General features: G+C 66.1%; 10 protein-coding genes. 2 read left to right on the top strand and 8 right to left on the bottom strand.

Annotation, left to right across the window (positions count from 1 at the left end):
* Nucleotide 1: 1 nt before the first annotated feature.
* Both Q0L48_RS03830 and Q0L48_RS03825 read right to left on the bottom strand, forming a co-directional pair.
* Nucleotides 2-964, bottom strand: a complete 963-nt coding sequence (locus Q0L48_RS03830) for an alpha/beta hydrolase (protein ID WP_296717446.1) — start codon at nt 962-964, stop codon at nt 2-4.
* Nucleotides 961-2,331, bottom strand: coding sequence for a dicarboxylate/amino acid:cation symporter (locus Q0L48_RS03825; protein ID WP_296717907.1), 1,371 nt, complete (start codon nt 2,329-2,331; stop codon nt 961-963). The genes Q0L48_RS03830 and Q0L48_RS03825 overlap by 4 nt, the downstream gene beginning before the upstream one ends.
* Before the next feature lie 229 nt (nt 2,332-2,560).
* Here Q0L48_RS03825 and Q0L48_RS03820 point away from each other — a divergent pair, with 229 nt between their 5' ends.
* Together Q0L48_RS03820 and Q0L48_RS03815 are read left to right on the top strand one after the other, a co-directional pair.
* The gene (locus Q0L48_RS03820) at nt 2,561-4,237 is read left to right on the top strand and encodes an ATP-binding protein (RefSeq protein ID WP_296717443.1); all 1,677 of its coding nucleotides are present in this window, start codon (nt 2,561-2,563) and stop codon (nt 4,235-4,237) included.
* The gene (locus tag Q0L48_RS03815; protein ID WP_296717442.1) at nt 4,234-5,565 is read left to right on the top strand and encodes a sigma-54 dependent transcriptional regulator; all 1,332 of its coding nucleotides are present in this window, start codon (nt 4,234-4,236) and stop codon (nt 5,563-5,565) included. The genes Q0L48_RS03820 and Q0L48_RS03815 overlap by 4 nt, the downstream gene beginning before the upstream one ends.
* Before the next feature lie 4 nt (nt 5,566-5,569).
* Here the strand turns inward: Q0L48_RS03815 and Q0L48_RS03810 are convergent, their stop codons facing one another.
* The 6 genes from Q0L48_RS03810 to Q0L48_RS03785 all read right to left on the bottom strand — a co-directional run bounded on the left by Q0L48_RS03810 (nt 5,570) and on the right by Q0L48_RS03785 (nt 16,397).
* Complete coding sequence (locus Q0L48_RS03810) at nt 5,570-9,166, bottom strand: M1 family aminopeptidase (RefSeq protein WP_296717439.1); 3,597 nt, start codon at nt 9,164-9,166, stop codon at nt 5,570-5,572.
* A 14-nt stretch (nt 9,167-9,180) separates the two neighbouring features.
* On the bottom strand, nt 9,181-10,071 hold the full coding sequence (locus Q0L48_RS03805; RefSeq protein ID WP_296717437.1) for an ABC transporter ATP-binding protein: 891 nt from the start codon (nt 10,069-10,071) through the stop codon (nt 9,181-9,183).
* A 134-nt stretch (nt 10,072-10,205) separates the two neighbouring features.
* Complete coding sequence (locus tag Q0L48_RS03800) at nt 10,206-11,195, bottom strand: DUF2891 domain-containing protein (RefSeq protein WP_296717433.1); 990 nt, start codon at nt 11,193-11,195, stop codon at nt 10,206-10,208.
* On the bottom strand, nt 11,186-12,136 hold the full coding sequence (locus Q0L48_RS03795; RefSeq protein ID WP_296717431.1) for a DUF979 domain-containing protein: 951 nt from the start codon (nt 12,134-12,136) through the stop codon (nt 11,186-11,188). Before Q0L48_RS03795 ends, Q0L48_RS03800 begins: the two co-directional genes overlap by 10 nt.
* Nucleotides 12,133-12,828, bottom strand: a complete 696-nt coding sequence (locus tag Q0L48_RS03790; protein WP_296717429.1) for a DUF969 domain-containing protein — start codon at nt 12,826-12,828, stop codon at nt 12,133-12,135. Before Q0L48_RS03790 ends, Q0L48_RS03795 begins: the two co-directional genes overlap by 4 nt.
* Entirely contained in the window at nt 12,825-16,397 is a 3,573-nt protein-coding gene (locus Q0L48_RS03785; protein ID WP_296717427.1) for a hydantoinase B/oxoprolinase family protein, read from the bottom strand. Before Q0L48_RS03785 ends, Q0L48_RS03790 begins: the two co-directional genes overlap by 4 nt.
* Nucleotides 16,398-16,438 lie beyond the last annotated feature (41 nt).

Below are 16,438 nucleotides of genomic sequence, written 5' to 3'. Positions count from 1 at the left end.
TTCATTCTCCCTGTTTTTCTATAATTTTGAGCGAGCGTGCCCATTGCTCGAACAGCGCAGGCCATTGGCTGATGACCTGACCGGGTTTGCCCAGACCCCAGCCGTGCCCGCCGTCGCGGAACAGATGCAGTTCCGCGCTCGCCCCGGCGGCGACCAGTTTTTCGAACAACAAGATGCCGTGGCCGGGCGGCGTGATCGCATCGTCGGCGGCGGCAAAGATGATGGTGGGCGGCGCGTGCTTGTCCGCATAGGTATCGAGCGACCATGCCGCCTCGTCCTTGACGCTGGCCTTGTCGCCCACGATTTCGCGCCGGGTGCGGGTGGTGTCATAGGGTTTGCGCAAGGTGACGACCGGAAAAAGCAGCACCGCGAAATCTGGCCGCGCGGAAACCTGCTCGTAGGCATCAGCGCCGTCATAGAGCGCGCGGGCGGGTTGAAGCGCGGTGAAGCCCGCCAGATGGCCGCCTGCGGAAAAGCCCATGATGCCGATCCTGGACGGATCGAGCTGGAATTCGGCTGCGCGGCCGCGAATGATCTTCATCGCCCGCTGCGCATCCATGAACGGTGCGGTGGAATCCCAGCCATCATTTGGCAGGCGGTAGATCAGTTCGAACACGGTGAAACCGCGGGCCTGCAGCCATTCGGCGGCGGGCGTGCTTTCCTTCCACAACTGGATCCGGAAATACCCGCCTCCGCCAGCCACCAGCACCGCTGCGCCGTTCGGCACTGCCGGGCGATAGACCCGCATACGCGGCGTCGAGATGTTCGAGACCGCGCCGTAGCCCGCGCCCGGCCCGCCGATCTTCTCCGGTCCGGTGACATTGCCGTTGGCGGGCGGTCGGCCCGGCCACAGCAGGATTTCCTCAGGGGCGGAGTGCGCGGCGGCAAACGGCACCCGCGGCCCCGCTCCGGCGAGCATCGCCAGCAGCGCACCATGCGCCAATAGATGACGGCGCGCGATCATGGGTTTGCCTCCAGCACTTCGGCGATTTTCTCGCTGACAGGGCCGCTGCGTTCGTGACGCTCGATATCCTCTTCGGGCAGCGGCATCGGCGTGCCTGCCATCGCAGCGGCGAGCCGTTCGCGATCGAGCGCATTCTCCCAGCGCGCCACGACGATCGTCGCCACAGCATTGCCGATGAAATTGGTCAGCGCGCGGCATTCGGACATGAAGCGGTCGATCCCGAGGATCAGCGCCATGCCCGCCACCGGCACGCTCGGCACCACGGAAAGCGTTGCGGCAAGGATCACGAAGCCCGCGCCCGTCACGCCCGCCGCACCTTTGGAACTGATCATCGCCACCAGCACCAGCGCCAGCTGTTCGGACAGCGACAGGTCGATCCCCAGCGCCTGCGCGATGAACAGCGCCGCCAACGTCATGTAGATATTGGTGCCGTCGAGATTGAAGGAATAGCCGGTCGGCACCACCATGCCCACGACCGCCTTCTTGCAGCCGGCAATCTCCATCTTCTCCATCAGGCTCGGCAGCGCGGCTTCGGAGGATGACGTGCCCAGCACCAGCAGCAGTTCCTCGCGCAGATAGCGGATCAGCGCGAAGATCGAGAAGCCGGTGAGGTATCCGACCACCCCCAGCACCACCAGCACGAACAGCAGCGACGTGGCGTAGAAGGTGGCAATCAGCGCCGCGAGATTGGCGAGCGAGCCGAGCCCGAATTCGCCGATGGTAAACGCAATCGCGCCGAATGCCCCGATCGGCGCGAACTTCATCAGCATATGGACGAGCTTGAACACCACCTCGCTGAACGAGGACAGCACGTCCATCACCAGATCGCTGTGCGGGCGTGTCGATGCAATCGCCACGCCCGCCAGGATTGCGACCAGCAGCACCTGGAGGATATTTCCTTCCGTAACGGCGCTGAACAGGGTCTCGGGGATGATATTGAGCAGGAAGCCGCTGATCGACTGGCTTTCCGCGGTCTTGGCATAACCTTCGACTGCAGCGGTATCGAGCGTGGCGGGATCGATGTTGAGCCCCTCGCCCGGACGCACCACATTGGCGACGACAAGCCCGATGATCAGCGCCAGCGTGGAGAAGAACAGGAAATAGGCGAACGCCTTGCCCGCGACGCTGCCGACCGCCTTCATGTCGCTCATCCCGGCGATGCCGGTGGCGACGGTAAGGAAGATGACCGGGGCGATGATCATCTTCACCAGCTTGATGAACCCATCGCCCAGCGGCTTGAGCGCGGTGCCGAATTCCGGATAAAGATGCCCGATCAACGCGCCCAGCGCGATAGCCGCCAGCACCTGCACATACAGCTGCCGGTAAAGCGGTTTCTTCGCCGGTGCGGCAATCGCCCCCGGTGTCATGGCTGCCTGCGCGCCCATTATCTGCTGGTTCCCCGGCCTCTGTCTCTCCGGCTTGCATGATCGGGCCGCGACACCACGCTTGCAAGCGAATGGCGTCATGAAAGGAAATGCAGGATATTCAGAAACCTGCCCCGACGAGCCGCGAAAACTGTGCGGAATTCCGCACAAAATTCTTGCTCCCAGTGCGGAAAGGCGCACAAGTGCCACTTCGCGGCACCTTGGGGGCATCATGCAATACAGGTTGGGGCGCTGGCATCTGGTTCCGATCGCCTTGGCTGCGATCGTGCTGCTCGGCGCGCTGGCGATGCTCGGGCTCGATCGGGCGATGCGGGTCAGCGCTTTGGACGAAACCCGCGCTGCCGCGACCAGTCAGGCAGCGATCTTGGCAGCGGGGCTGGAAAGCGAACTCAACAAGTTCAGCCTTGTCCCGCGTGTGCTGGCGGTCGATCCCGAAGTCGCGGCGCTGCTGGCGGGCGACCGTTGGCAGCGCCGGGTGCTCAATCGCCGCCTTGCCGCGCTGGCGCAGCAGACCAATGCAGCGGCGATCTACCTGATGGACGCGCGTGGGCTGACCTTGGCGGCGAGCAACTGGGACAGACCCGACAGCTTCATCGGTTCGAATTACGGCTTCCGCGATTATTTCGCAGGTGCCCGCCGCGATGGCACCGCCAGCGAGTTCGCGCTCGGCACCGTCAGCCGCCGCCCGGGCCTCTACCTTGCCGAGCGGGTCGGCCCGGCGGAAAATCCGCTGGGGGTGGTGGCGGTCAAGGTCGAGTTCGACAGTCTCGAGGCCAAGTGGCGCGATGCCGAGGACGGGGTGTTCGTCACCGACACGGGCGGCATCGTACTGCTCGCCAGCAATCCCGACTGGCGCTTTCGCGCGGCGGAAAACCGCGCTGAAACCGCCGCGCCGCGCGATCCGGCGCGCGATGCGATGCGCTTCGGCGTGGCCCAACCCCGACCGTTCGAACTGCCTGCCACCGGCACAGCCGCCTCCCCCATGCGGATGATCGAGAAAACCCAGCCGATCGCCCCGATCGGATGGGAATTGCACCTGCTTGCCGATCCCGCGCCGCGGCTGCTGGTGGCGACAGCCAACGGGCGGCTGGCAGGGGTGATCGCGATCGCACTTCTCGCACTGGCGGGCGCGGGGGCGGCGGTGTGGCGGCGCCAGCGTCAGGCCCGCGCAGCTGCCCATGTTGCCGAGCAGACCGCGGCATTGCGCGACCAGTTGCAGCAGGCCAACCGGCTGGCGACTTTGGGGCAGATCACAGCCGGGCTCGGCCACGAAATTCGCCAACCACTCGCCGCGATGCGTGTCTATGCCGAAAGCGGCGAACGCCTGCTCGAAGCGGACCGCCACGCCGAGGCGGCGGACAATTTCGGCAAGATCGCGAGCCTTGCGGGCCGGATCGGCGAGATTACCGAGGAACAGCTGCATTTCAGCCGCCGCTCTGCCGAGGAGCCGCGCGACATCACTCTGGCCGAGGTGATCGACGGATCGCGGCTGCTGCTGCGCGACCAGATCCGGCAGAAAGGCATCACCCTTACTCCGCCCGCTGGCGAAGCGGCCGCCGCCAAGGTGCGCGCGCGCCACGTCCAGCTGGAACAGGTGTTGGTCAACCTGCTCCAGAACGCGGTGCAGGCGGCGGGCGAAGGCGGACAGATCATGCTTGCCGTCACTCGCGCGGCGGGCACCCTGCGCCTCAGCGTGACCGACGATGGCCCCGGCGTGCCGGCGGACCTGCGCGACACGCTGTTCCAGCCCTTCGTCACCTCCAAGACCGAAGGCATCGGTCTCGGCCTTGCGATTGCGCGCGACATCATGCGCCAGATCGGCGGTGATCTGGTCCACGAAGACACGGCCAGCGGCGCGCGCTTCACCATGGTCATGCTCGCCGCATGACCGCCGCACCGACCCCCTTGCGGATCGCACTGGTCGAGGATGATCCGCCGCTGCGCGATGCCACCATGCAGGCGCTCAGCCTTGAAGGCGCCGAGGTGGTCGCTTTCCCCGATGCCCGCGCCGCGCTGGGCTGGCTCACCCCCGATTACCCGGGCGTGGTGGTCAGCGATGTGCGAATGCCGGGGATCGACGGGATCGCCTTCTTCGCCCGGTTGCGCGAGGTCGACCCGGAACTGCCGGTGATCCTCACCACCGGGCATGGCGACATCGCGATGGCGGTCGATGCGATGAAGAACGGCGCGGCGGATTTCCTGACCAAGCCCTATTCCTCGGCAGACCTGTTCCGCGCGGTGCGCGCCGCGAGCGAGCGCCGCGCGCTGGCGCTGGAAAACCGCCGCTTGCGCGAGGAAGCGGGACGCAGTGCCGGGCACGCGATCCCCGGCTCGTCGCCCGCTGCACAGCGGCTGCGTTCGGTGATCGAAGGCGTGGCGCGGTCCGAAATTGACGTGGTGCTGACCGGCCCGGCCGGCACCGGCAAAAGCCACGCCGCGCGTCTGATCCACGATTCCAGCGCGCGCCGCACTCGCCCTTTCGTGACGGTCGATGCCGGAATTCTCGCCCACGAAGACGCCGAACTGCTATTGTTTGGGCGCGATCCTGGCAGCGGTTCGTCGCGGGGCGGGCTGTCACGCACCGGGCTGGTCGAGCGCGCCAATGGCGGGACGCTTTTCCTTGACGAGATCGCGGCGGCCGGCCCGGTGCTGACCGCAAGACTGCTGTCGCTGGTCGAGACCCGCACAGTGCTGCCGATCGGCGCAAGCACCGCGCGGCGGCTCAATATCCGCGTCATCATCGCCCGTTTGCCCGATGACGGCTCGCACACCGACCGCGATCCAGTGTGGCACCGGCTGGGCGCGGTTCAGATCGCCTTTCCCGCGCTGGCGGCGCGGCGCGAGGACGTGCCGGAAATCTTCCGCCTGTTCGTCACCCGCCACGCGCGCGAGCTTGATTGCGATGCTCCCACAATCGGAGAGGCGCAGTGGAGCCACGTGCTGTCCCACGACTGGCCGGGCAATCTCCACGAACTGGGCGGCTATGCGCGCGCCTTCGTGCTCGGCCTTGCCGATATCGGCGGCCCCGGCTCCGCCATCGATGGACACCGCCCCCTGCAGCAGATCGTCGCCGATTTCGAGCGTACCGTGCTGGAGGACGCGCTGCGCCAATGCCGGGGCGATATCGCGCAATTGCAGGCGATGCTGCAAACCCCGCGCAAGACGATCTACGATAAGCTGGCGAAATACGACCTCAAACCGTCGCGCTTCCGCTAGCGCGCTATTCCACCGTCACCACGTTATCGTCCGAGTTGCGGTCGATGTAGAAATTATAGGGATCGATCCCGGCGAATAGCGGCTTTTTCGCGGTGGTGATCGTCACCACCTGCTCGCCCGCGCGGACCGGATGACGCTCCATCGACAGCACGTCTGCAGTGTCGAACGCGCCCGCTTCGGGCCGGGCGGTGAACAGGCCGATCTCGATCCGTTCGGCCAGCGTCGCAGGGGTTTCGGTGCCCTTGGCATCGGCATAGAACTTGCCCGCCGTCACCGCGATCCGCGTGGTCCAGCTGCCATCGGCATTGCGCTGCGTGCTCGCCGATTTCGCCTTGAGGTCATAGATCGTGATCTTCTCGAACAGGTCAGTGATCAAGGCCTGATCCTCGGGCGTGGTCGCTTCCTTGCGCAGTTCGGCGATCAGATCGAGGCTGCGCGGATAGGGCGCGCCCTTGAACCTGTACCGCTCGATCAGCCGTGCCAGCGCGCGATTGACCGCGTCCTCGCCCAGCCTGTGCTGGAGCAGATACATAACAAGGCTGCCCTTGCGGTAGTGAATGTGCCCCTGGTTCTCGACCCGGATCAGCGGCTGTTCGCCCAGCACGTCGCCCTTGCGGCCGGCAAGATACTGATCGAGTTCGTATTTCAGGAACCGGCGGATCTTGTCCTGCCCGTACAGCTCCTTCATCACCATCAGCGCGCTGTATTGCGCCAGCGTTTCCGACAGCAGGGTCGATCCCTGCATGTCGCCGCCCACGATCTGGTGCGCCCAATACTGGTGGCCCAGTTCATGCGCGGTGACGTAGGACACGTAGTCGATGCTTTCGGGATCGCGCACGTCGGCGGCAAAGCCGATGCTTTCGGAATAGGGCATGGTGCCCGCAAACGCCTGCGCGAAGCTCTGGTAGCCGGGAAATTCGATGATCCGCGCATATCCGAACTGGTAGGGGCCGAAATTCTCGGTGAAATAGCCGAGCGAGGCCTTCATCGCGGTCAGCATCGCCGGAACGTTCCAGTCGTGGCGGGGATCGTGATAGACCGACAGGCTAACATCGCCGAACCTGTCTTCTGCCACGGCATAGCGCGCCGATTGCACGGAGAAGAAGTTGAGGATCGGCGCCGGGCTTTCGAACACCGCAATGCGGCGACTGCCGAGAACATCGTCGGACACCTTGTTGCCCGGCGCGATCGGCACCTGATCGGCTGCGGTGCTGATGGTGATGCGCGAATTGACCCAGTCGGCGCTGATGTAGTTTTCGTTCTGCGCCGAGGTATCCTCAAGCTTGGCGGTGCGCAGTTCGTCGGGCAGACCCTGCCGCCGCCGCTCGGTGCGGTCCTGCAGCAGGCCCTGGCGGTTCATGCCGATGATCGGAGCGAACACGGCATTGTTCACGAAGGTGCCGTTGTCGACGATATCGGTCGCCGCCGAACCATTGGCAAAGCCGCGCCGCCACACCAGCGATGTGAAATCGAGCCGCGTGGTCGCGCCGGGTGCCAGCGGTGCATCGAATTCGTAGATCCGGTATCCGAATTCGGTGTCATGGCTGGCGAGCTTCGCTCCGGCCACGTCGAGCCGGGTGAATTCCGTCGCGTCGTCACCCTGCCGCACGTGCACTTCGCGGATCGGAGCCTGCGTGTCGTTGCGCAGCAGGTAATGGCCGCGCACGTCCATCCGGCGCTGATCGGGATCGATATCGACGATGAATTCCACGTCGGTGACCACTGGGCGCGGCAGGCTTTCGTATTTGAGGTATTTGCGTTCGTATGCGGCGGTCAATGCCTCACGCTCGTCGGCGGTCTGGTAGTCGTTGAGCACCGTGATGTTGTGATTGATGACAAGGCCCGTGCCGATCATCGTGCCGGCCGCCGCCAGTGCGACCCCGCCCGAGGCGAAGGTAACGCGCCGCCCCATGCCTTTCAGCCGCGGCCACACCGCCACCACCGTGCCGCGCGGCCAGGCCCAGTGCGCGAACACCAGCAGCAACACCCCGAACGCGCCCCAATAGGCCCGCGCCCATAGCCCGCCCAGCCAGAACCCGCCGGTGCCGTTCATGTCGCTCAGCGGTTCGGCCGGACCCGCGCCGAAGGTGTAGAGCATGTTGGAATAGCCGAGGTTCGACAGGAAAATGCGGCTGACGAACCACACCAGAAACAGCCCCCAACCGAGATATTTGTTCGGGCTGAGCACCTGAAAGAACACTGCCAGCACCGCGATCAGCAGCAGATCGACGCTTTGCGGCAGGACGAAAGACACAAGGTACAGGCTGACATCGATGCTCTCGGCCCCCAACAGCAGCTGGTAGACCATGCCTGCCAGCATCCCGGTCAGCGACATCAGCAGCAGCACGGCAAAAATCGCGAGGATCTTGGGCACGAACATCGCCCAGCCCGGCGCCGGAGTGGCATCGACGATCTCGTTGATCTTCACATCACGCTCGCGCCAGACCAGCTCGCCGCCATAGAACACTGCCACGATCAGGCTGAACAGGCTGACGCTGCCGATCACGGTGGCGACGACATTGGCGGTCAGCGGATAGGACGCGGTGCCGTAGGTCGTTTCCGAAAGGGCAAGATTGAGAGCGGTGAGCGCAAGCGCGAGCAGCAGCAGGACGATCAGGCCGGGGCTTTTCAGCACCAGCAAGGTCTCGGCCTTCAGCCTGATCCAGAAACTGCGCAGCGCATGGCCCGCGCCGAAACTGCGGGTAGCGGGGGCAGAAAGGCTGTGCGGGCGCACCGTTTCGGCCTTGGCAGCCTTGGCAGCCTGCTTCGCCAGCCGCTTCTGCCGCCAACGCGACGGCGCACGCTCGGTCATGCTGAAGCGCGACCATGCCAGCCCGAGGAACAGCGCGCTCCACCCCAGCGTCAGCAGCCGGTTGATCAGCAGATTGCCTTCGAGCGGGATCGCCCGCGTGTTCATGTCGGCCGCGGTCCAGTAGCGCGAAACCTCGCCGATCGCGCCCAGCGCCATCGGCTCGAACCGGGCGACGGCATCCTGATATTCCGGCTCGCTCCCCAGGATCGTGCTGGCAGTGAGATAGCCCATCACCAGCACCAGCACTCCGATATAGCTCGCCAGCATCGACCGGGTGATGGTGGCAAGGCTGAACAACAGCGCCGACGACAGGATCAGGTTTGGGATGGCAATGATCAGGAACGGCCAGGCATAGGTGGCAAAGCCGCCCGGCCCCACGGTTTCCGGATCGACCCACGGCATCGCGGAGCCGACCGCAATGCCCAGCGGCACCGCCACATAGCCGAGAATCGCGATGGCCAGCCCGCCAAGGAAACGCCCGGCGAGGAACTGGCTGCGCCCGACCGGGGTGGCGCGGATCATCGGGCCGAAACCGGTCGCATCGTCGCGCACCACCGCATTGGCGACAAACGAGGTGATCACGAACAGATAGAACAGCGCCATAATCCCCAGCGCGGTGGTGACCGCATAGGGCGAATTTTCCTGCACCGAGCCGGGCGTGCCGATGCTGACATTGGCGCTGGCTGACAGGCCGAAGCCAAGCAGGAAGAAGATCGCAACCGAGGCCCAGAACACCGGGTTCTTCAGCTGGTAACGGATCTCGAACGCGGCGAGCGATGCGGTCAGCATGGGGATCGCTCCTCTCAGGCCGCAGCGGCGGCGGCGGGGCGGCGCGTTTCGGCAAGCGTGGTGAAATACACATCCTCAAGCCCGCCGACGACCGGCGTGAAGCCTTCGGGCTGGGTATCGCTGAGCACGTGCACCACGATCGCGCCTGCAAAGAAGCGGTGCGAGATGACCTCGTGGCACTCCTGCATGTCGGCCAGCTGCGTGTGCGGGACGGTGCGTTGCCACACGCGGCCTGCGATCGAGCGGATCAGTTCGCGCGGCGGGCCTTCCAACTGCACCCGCCCTTGTGCCAGCACCGCCATGCGCGGGCACAGATCGGCCACGTCATCGACGATGTGGGTGGACAGGATCACCACCACATTCTCCCCGATGCCGGCCAGCAGGTTCAGGAACCGGTTGCGTTCTTCCGGGTCGAGCCCGGCGGTGGGTTCATCGACGATGATCAGCTGCGGATCGCCGATCAGCGCCTGCGCGATGCCGAAGCGCTGGCGCATCCCGCCTGAAAAGCCCGCAATCGCCTTGCCGCGCACGGCCCACAGGTTGGTCTGGTTCAACAGGTGTTCGACCACCGCGCGCCGCTCGCCCGCGTTGTTCACGCCTTTGAGCACCGCCATGTGATCGAGCATCTGGTAAGCCGAAATGCGCGGATAGACGCCGAAATCCTGCGGCAGATAGCCGAGCGTGCGGCGCAGCCGGTCAGGCTCTGCCAGCACGTCGATATCGCCGAAACGGATGCTGCCCGACGTCGGTGCCTGCAATGTCGCGATGGTGCGCATCAGGGTCGATTTGCCCGCGCCGTTCGGCCCCAGCAGCCCGAACATCCCTTTGGGAATGGACAACGTCACATCGGAAAGCGCGCGCGTGCCATTAGGGTAGACATGGCTGACGCCGTTCAATTCGAGCATGATGATCCCCTGTTCTTGCTAGCCCACACTAGCGCATTGATGCCGAAGGAAAAGCCGCCTTTGCCGGATGATGCACGGGATTGATCGACCGCGGCGGCGTTCGTCGATGGATCATTGCGGTTGGTGCCCGCCGCTCAGCTATCGGGCAGCAGCGCCAGCAACGCGAAGCTCGCCAGCCAGTGTTCGCCCATGTAGTCGCCCGCGACATGCGGCAATGCGGCGGCAAGGTGTTCGCGCCGGCGCTCGCCGAGCAGCCGTTGCGCGACCGGATCGGCCAAACCCGCAGCGCAGCCGCCAAGGCACCATGCGCGGCTGAGATTGAACCCGTCGAGATGGGCGATCTTGCCGTCGCTACGATCCGACACCGTGACCGGACGGCATTCGCGTTCCAGCCAGCCGTTTGCCAGCACCAGCGCATCGAACCATGGCGCGAAGGACAGGTGCGGGCGCACTTCGGCCATCAGCAGCGCGGCGATCAGCACCGGGGAGAGGAATTCGTCGCCCCCCGGCTCCCACCCGCGATAATCGCTGCGCATCCCGAAGGCGCGCTCGGCCCAATCGTCGATCAGCGCCGCCAGCGCGGGGTCGTGTACCAGTGCCCAGCGCCGCGCCAGCACCAGCGCGAAGGCGGTGTTGAAGTGCGTGCCGACCGTGATCGGGTAGGTCAGCACCATCAGATAATCGCGGAGGCGCGCCGCAAACGCCCTTGCCAGCGGTTCGAGCCGATTGGCCCATTCGCGGTCATCGTGCCGCCCTGCCTCAAGGTGGAGGTACAGCAGCCAGCCCCAGCCATAGGGCCGCTCGAACCCGCGCGCGCTGGGCCGGTCGAGATAGGCCAGCTCCACCGCCAGCTTTGCGGGCGTGAAGGTATCCTCGGCCAGCGCGGCGATCTGTGCGGCTTCGGGCGTCGCAGAATATAGCCGCCGCAAGGTGAGCAAAGTCCACCAGCCATGAACGCAGCTGTGCCAGTCGTAACTGCCGAAGAACACCGGATGCGCCGCGCGCGGGGGCCGCACGTCGGCCTCGCTCTCGAACACGTGATCGTCCTTGTAAGGGTAAGGCCGCGCCACGTGGCCGAGCGCGATGCTTGCGAATTTGCGGGCGGTTTCCTCGGTCAGTTCCACAGCAGGAAGGCTCCGACATAGATGATGACGATGTTGCACACGAGCAGCGGGATCGCCGTGCCGACCTGCTGGCGGATTACCGCATTCTGATCCTTCAGTTCGAGCAGCGCGGCAGGCACGATGTTGAAATTGGCCGCCATCGGGGTCAGCAAGGTACCGCAGAACCCCGCCAGCATTCCGACGGCACCGATCACCGCCGGGTTGCCGCCATAGGTTTCGACCAGCAGCGGAATGCCGATCGCCGCCGCCATCACGGGGAAGGCGGCAAAGGCATTGCCCATGATGATCGTGAACAGCGCCATGCCCAGCGCGAACACCACCACCGTCAGGAACACGCTGCCTTGCGGGATAACTCCGCCCGCCAGTCCGCCGATGATATCGCCCACCCCGGCCAGCGCGAACACCGCGCCCAGCGCCGCCAGCATCTGCGGCAGGATCGCCGCCCAGCCGATGGAATCGATCAATCGCCGCCCCTCCTCAGCCGGGGCGAGCAGCGGTGGGCGCAGCCACACCATCGCCGCCGCCAGCGCCAGCAGCACGCCGATGCCGAACAGGATCAGCGTCTCGCGCCGGGGCGCGAACAGGCCGGTGTCGGACAGCGGCGTGTAATTATACAGCAGCGTCCCCGCCACCGCCGTCACCGGCACGATCAGCGCAGGCGCGAACAGGCGGTTGCCGAGCCGGGCGGAGAAGGCGGCGCGTTCTTCAGGCGTGGTGGTGTCCGGCGCGCTGCGCTTGACCGCGCCCACTCCAGCAATGGCGACCAGCGCCAGCACCAGCACGCCATTGGCGAAATCGGACAGATGGCTGCCGAGAAAGAAACTCGCCGCCAGCACGCCCCAGAACGCGGCGTTACCGATCCGCCCATCGCGCAAGCTGAGCACCGCCCAGCCTGCGAAAAAGGCGCCCGCCAGCCAGTAGAGCCATTCATAGGTGATCATGGCCGCGCGCTCCCGGACAGTTGGCCCGACCGCCGCCCTAGGCGCCGGTCAAGCGCGGTAATCCGCCAGCCGTGGATGATGAAGGCACAGATCGCGGTCGGGATTGCCCAGACCGACAATTGCAGCGGCGTAAGCGGGTAGCCCGCGCTTTCGAACACGCCCTGGATCAGCAGGATCGAGGCGATGGCGAAGAAGATATCCTCGCCGAAGAACAGGCCCACATTGTCGGTCGCCGCCGCCATCGCCAGCACCTGTTCGCGCTCGTCATCCGGCAAGGCGCCGTGCGATTTTTCCGCCGCCGCCTCGGCCATCGGCGCGACCAGCGGACGCACCGCCTGTGGGTGCCCGCCGATATCCTTCATGCCTAGCGCGGCGGTGATCTGGCGAAAGCCGAGATAGATCACCAGCAGCCTGCCCATCGTCGCTCCGCGCATCCCCTCGATCAGCGTGCGGGCGCGCTGCTGCAGTCCGTAGCGTTCGAGCAAGCCGATCACCGGCAGGATGATCCACGTGACCGAGATATAGCGGTTGTCGTTGAACGCCTTGCCCAGCGCCTCGACCACCGCGACGACATCGAGGCTCGCGAGCAGCCCTGTCGCCACCGCCGCGCCGACCACCACCAGCAGCGGATTGAAGCGCAGGGCAAAGCCGATCACGACCAGCGCGATCCCCAGCAGAGGCCAGTAGTTCAAGCGCCTTTCTCCCCGAAACCGCCGCCGCCCGGCGTCAGGATCACAAAGGCATCGCCCGGCTGCATCAGCGCAGATCCGGTGGCTCCGAGTTCCTCGATAATGCCATCGACACGTTCGACCCAGTTGCGCCCCGGTTCCGCATTCCCACCGCCGCTAATCCCGCGCGGCGCAACCTTGCGGCGATTGGCGAGCATGTTGGCGCGCATTTCCTCAAGGAAGGTGACGCGCCGCACCACTCCGTCACCGCCGCGATGCTGCCCCTCGCCCCCCGAACCGCGCCTGATGGCGAATTCATCGAGCCGCACCGGCAGGCGGGTTTCGAGGATTTCGGGGTCGGTCAGGCGCGAATTGGTCATGTGGGTCTGCACCGCGCTGGTGCCGTCATGATCCGGCCCCGCGCCCGATCCGCCGCAGATCGTTTCGTAATATTGGTGCGCATCGTTGCCGAAGGTGAAATTGTTCATCGTGCCCTGCGACGGTGCGAGCCTGCCGCAGGCGGCAAACAGCGCGTCGGTGACGACCTGCGATGTCTCGACATTCCCCGCCACCACCGCCGCACCCGGTCGGGGGTTCAGCATCGAATCTTCGGGCACGATCAGCGTCACCGGATTGAGGCATCCGTCATTCATCGGGATGGTATCGTCGATCAGCGTGCGCAGCACATAGAGCGCGGCGGCGCGGGTGATCGAGCGCGGGGCGTTGAAATTGTCGGGTAACTGCGCGCTGGTGCCGGTGAAATCGAACACCGCCGAACGCGCCGCATGGTCGATGCGGATGGCGACCTTGATGACCGCGCCATTATCCATCGGATAGGCGAATTCGCCGTCCTCCAGCCGGCCCAGCAGGCGGCGCACGCTTTCCTCGGCATTGGCGATGACGTGGCGCATATAGGCGGCGACCACCTCGGCGCCCTGTTCCTGCGCCGCACCTGCCAGCAATTCGGCCCCGCGGGTGCAGGCGGCCAGCTGGGCGCGCAGATCGGACAGGTTGCGCCCCGGATTGCGTGCAGGATGTGGACGGCTGGCCAGCACCGCGCGCACGGCATCCTCGCGGAACGTGCCTTGATCCACCATCAGCAGATTGTCGATCAGCACGCCTTCATCGGCGATGCTGCGGCTTTCGGGCGGCATGGAGCCCGGCGCGATCCCGCCGATGTCGGCATGGTGCCCGCGCGCGGCAACGAAGGCGTCGGGTTTATCCCCGTCTTCGCCATAGAACACCGGCACGATCACGGTGATATCGGGCAAATGGGTGCCACCGCGATAGGGATCGTTGAGAACATAGGCATCGCCGCGCCGGAAGCCGCGCCCATCCTTGGCCCCGTTGCGCCCGCTCCCCCGCGCCTCGATCACGCGGGCGATGCTGTCGCCCATACTGCCCAGATGCACCGGGATATGCGGCGCATTGGCGATCAGCGCACCCGCCGCATCGAACAGCGCGCAGGAGAAATCGAGCCGTTCCTTGATGTTGACCGATGTCGCGGTGGATTGCAGCACCACGCCCATTTCCTCGGCAATGGCCATGAACAGGTTGTTGAAGATCTCCAGCCGCACCGGATCGACCGCGGTTCCCGCCGCCTGCTCGCGCGCCAGCGGCTCCGCGCGGGTGAGGATCAGGCTGCCTTCGTCCGCCAGCCGCGCCTGCCAGCCGGGCTCGACCACGGTGGTGGAACCGGGGTCGATGATCAGCAGCGGGCCGCGCTGCGCCGCACCCTCGCGCAGTTCGGTGCGGGCGATGGTCGGCCAGTCGCCCGACGCCTTGCCCTGCACGCCCAGCGGATCGGCCGTGGCGGTGCCCAGCCCGCCCGCCTGTCCGCTCGCCTCGACGCTCAGGGCTTCGACGATGATCGGCGCGCTGGCATCGGAATAGCCGAAGCGCTGGCGGTGGAGCGTGCGGAAGGCGGCGTCCATCGCTTGCGGTTCGTCGCAGGGGATGGTCAGCACGCTGTCGCTCCCGGCAAAGCGCAGGCGGGCGCTTGGGCGGATCGCGATGGCTTCTGCGGCAATACCCTGTTCCAGCAGCACCGCCCGCGCCTCCGCCTCCAGCGCGGCGAGCGGCTGCGCAAAGCTGTCCTCCAGCGGCTGCACAAGGCTGACTTCGCGGATCGCCTTGACCGGCGCGAGCCCGATCCCGAAGGCAGACAGCATCCCTGCCAGCGGATGCACCAGCACGGTCTCCATTCCCAAGGCATCGGCGACCTTGCAGGCGTGCTGCCCGCCCGCTCCGCCGAAACAGGCGAGCGCATAGGCGGTGACATCATGCCCGCGCGCGACCGAGATCTTGCGGATCGCATTGGCCATGTTGTCGACCGCAATGGCGAGAAAGCCTTCAGCAATCTCCGCAAGCGGGCGCGGGTCGGGCAGCGCAGCGGCAACCGCTTCCAGCGCGGCGCGGGCGGCCGCCGGGTCGAGCGCTGCGTCGCCTGCCGGGCCGAAGACATGCGGGAAGAACGCCGGATCGATTCGGCCCAGGAACAGGTTGCAATCGGTGATCGTCAGCGGCCCGCCCTTGCGGTAGCAGGCCGGACCGGGATCGGCGCCTGCGCTTTCCGGCCCCACCCGGAAACGCGCGCCATCGAACGAACAGATCGACCCGCCGCCCGCCGCAACCGTGTGGATCTGCATCATCGGGGCGGCCACCCGCACGCCTGCCACAACGCTATCGCCGGTGAGTTCGTATTCGCCCGCATAATGCGCGACATCGGTGCTGGTGCCGCCCATGTCGAAGCCGATCAGCTTGCCGTGACCCAGCGGCGCAGCTGCCGCGACCATGCCGACCACGCCGCCCGCCGGACCGGACAGGATCGCATCCTTGCCGCGAAACGCGCCGACTTCGGCCAGCCCGCCGTTCGACTGCATGAACCGCAGCCGCGCAGCCTCGGGCAGTTCGGCCCGCAAGGTGTCGGTATAGCGGCGCAATACCGGCGAAAGGTAGGCGTCGACCACGGTGGTATCGCCGCGCGGGATCAGGCGGATCAGCGGCGCGACTTCGTGGCTGGCGCTGACCTGACGGAAACCCGCCGCCCGCGCCATTTCGGCCAACGCGATCTCGTGCTCGCGGTACTTCCAGCCATGCATCAGCACGATGGCAATCGCATCGAATCCTTCATCCCGCAGCGAGGCCAGCGCGGTCTGCGCCGCGTCACGGTCGAGCGCTATCAGCACGGTGCCATCCGCCCCCACCCGCTCGGCGATCTCGACCACGCGGGCGGGCAATTGTTCGGGCAGGATGATGTGGCGCGCGAAAATCTCGGGCCGCGCCTGCGTGCCGATCCGCAACGCATCGCCGAACCCTCGGGTGGTGAGCAATGCCAGCCGCTCGCCCTTGCGTTCCAGCAGCGCGTTGGTGGCCACCGTGGTGCCGATCCGCAGCTCGGCAATCGGCGCTTCACCATGCCGTGCCATCAGCCGCCGCACCGCCTCGCTCGCAGCGTCGGCATAGTGGCCGGGGTTTTCGCTGAGCAGCTTGTCGGTCACCAGCCTGCCACCCGGCGTGGTCGCCACGACATCGGTAAAGGTGCCGCCGCGATCGATCGCGAACCGCCATTCGCCGGGATGTGCCATGCTCATGCAGGCCGGTTTCGTCTGCCGCGCACGGGAATGCAAGCGCG

Origin of the sequence: Erythrobacter sp., assembly GCF_024305245.1 — a bacterium.
GTDB lineage: Bacteria > Pseudomonadota > Alphaproteobacteria > Sphingomonadales > Sphingomonadaceae > Erythrobacter.
The sequence above is the reverse complement of the archived record's forward strand: the minus strand, read 5'-3'. Positions and strand labels throughout refer to the sequence as shown.

Bases quoted from the DNA above. Each gene is read 5' to 3' on its own strand.
- Q0L48_RS03805 (WP_296717437.1), bottom strand. From the start codon at position 10,071: ATGCTCGAATTGAACGGCGTCAGCCATGTCTACCCTAATGGCACGCGC.
- Q0L48_RS03810 (WP_296717439.1), bottom strand. From the start codon at position 9,166: ATGCTGACCGCATCGCTCGCCGCGTTCGAGATCCGTTACCAGCTGAAG.
- Q0L48_RS03820 (WP_296717443.1), top strand. From the start codon at position 2,561: ATGCAATACAGGTTGGGGCGCTGGCATCTGGTTCCGATCGCCTTGGCT.
- Q0L48_RS03785 (WP_296717427.1), bottom strand. From the start codon at position 16,397: ATGAGCATGGCACATCCCGGCGAATGGCGGTTCGCGATCGATCGCGGC.
- Q0L48_RS03825 (WP_296717907.1), bottom strand. From the start codon at position 2,331: ATGACACCGGGGGCGATTGCCGCACCGGCGAAGAAACCGCTTTACCGG.
- Q0L48_RS03815 (WP_296717442.1), top strand. From the start codon at position 4,234: ATGACCGCCGCACCGACCCCCTTGCGGATCGCACTGGTCGAGGATGAT.
- Q0L48_RS03795 (WP_296717431.1), bottom strand. From the start codon at position 12,136: ATGATCACCTATGAATGGCTCTACTGGCTGGCGGGCGCCTTTTTCGCA.
- Q0L48_RS03830 (WP_296717446.1), bottom strand. From the start codon at position 964: ATGATCGCGCGCCGTCATCTATTGGCGCATGGTGCGCTGCTGGCGATG.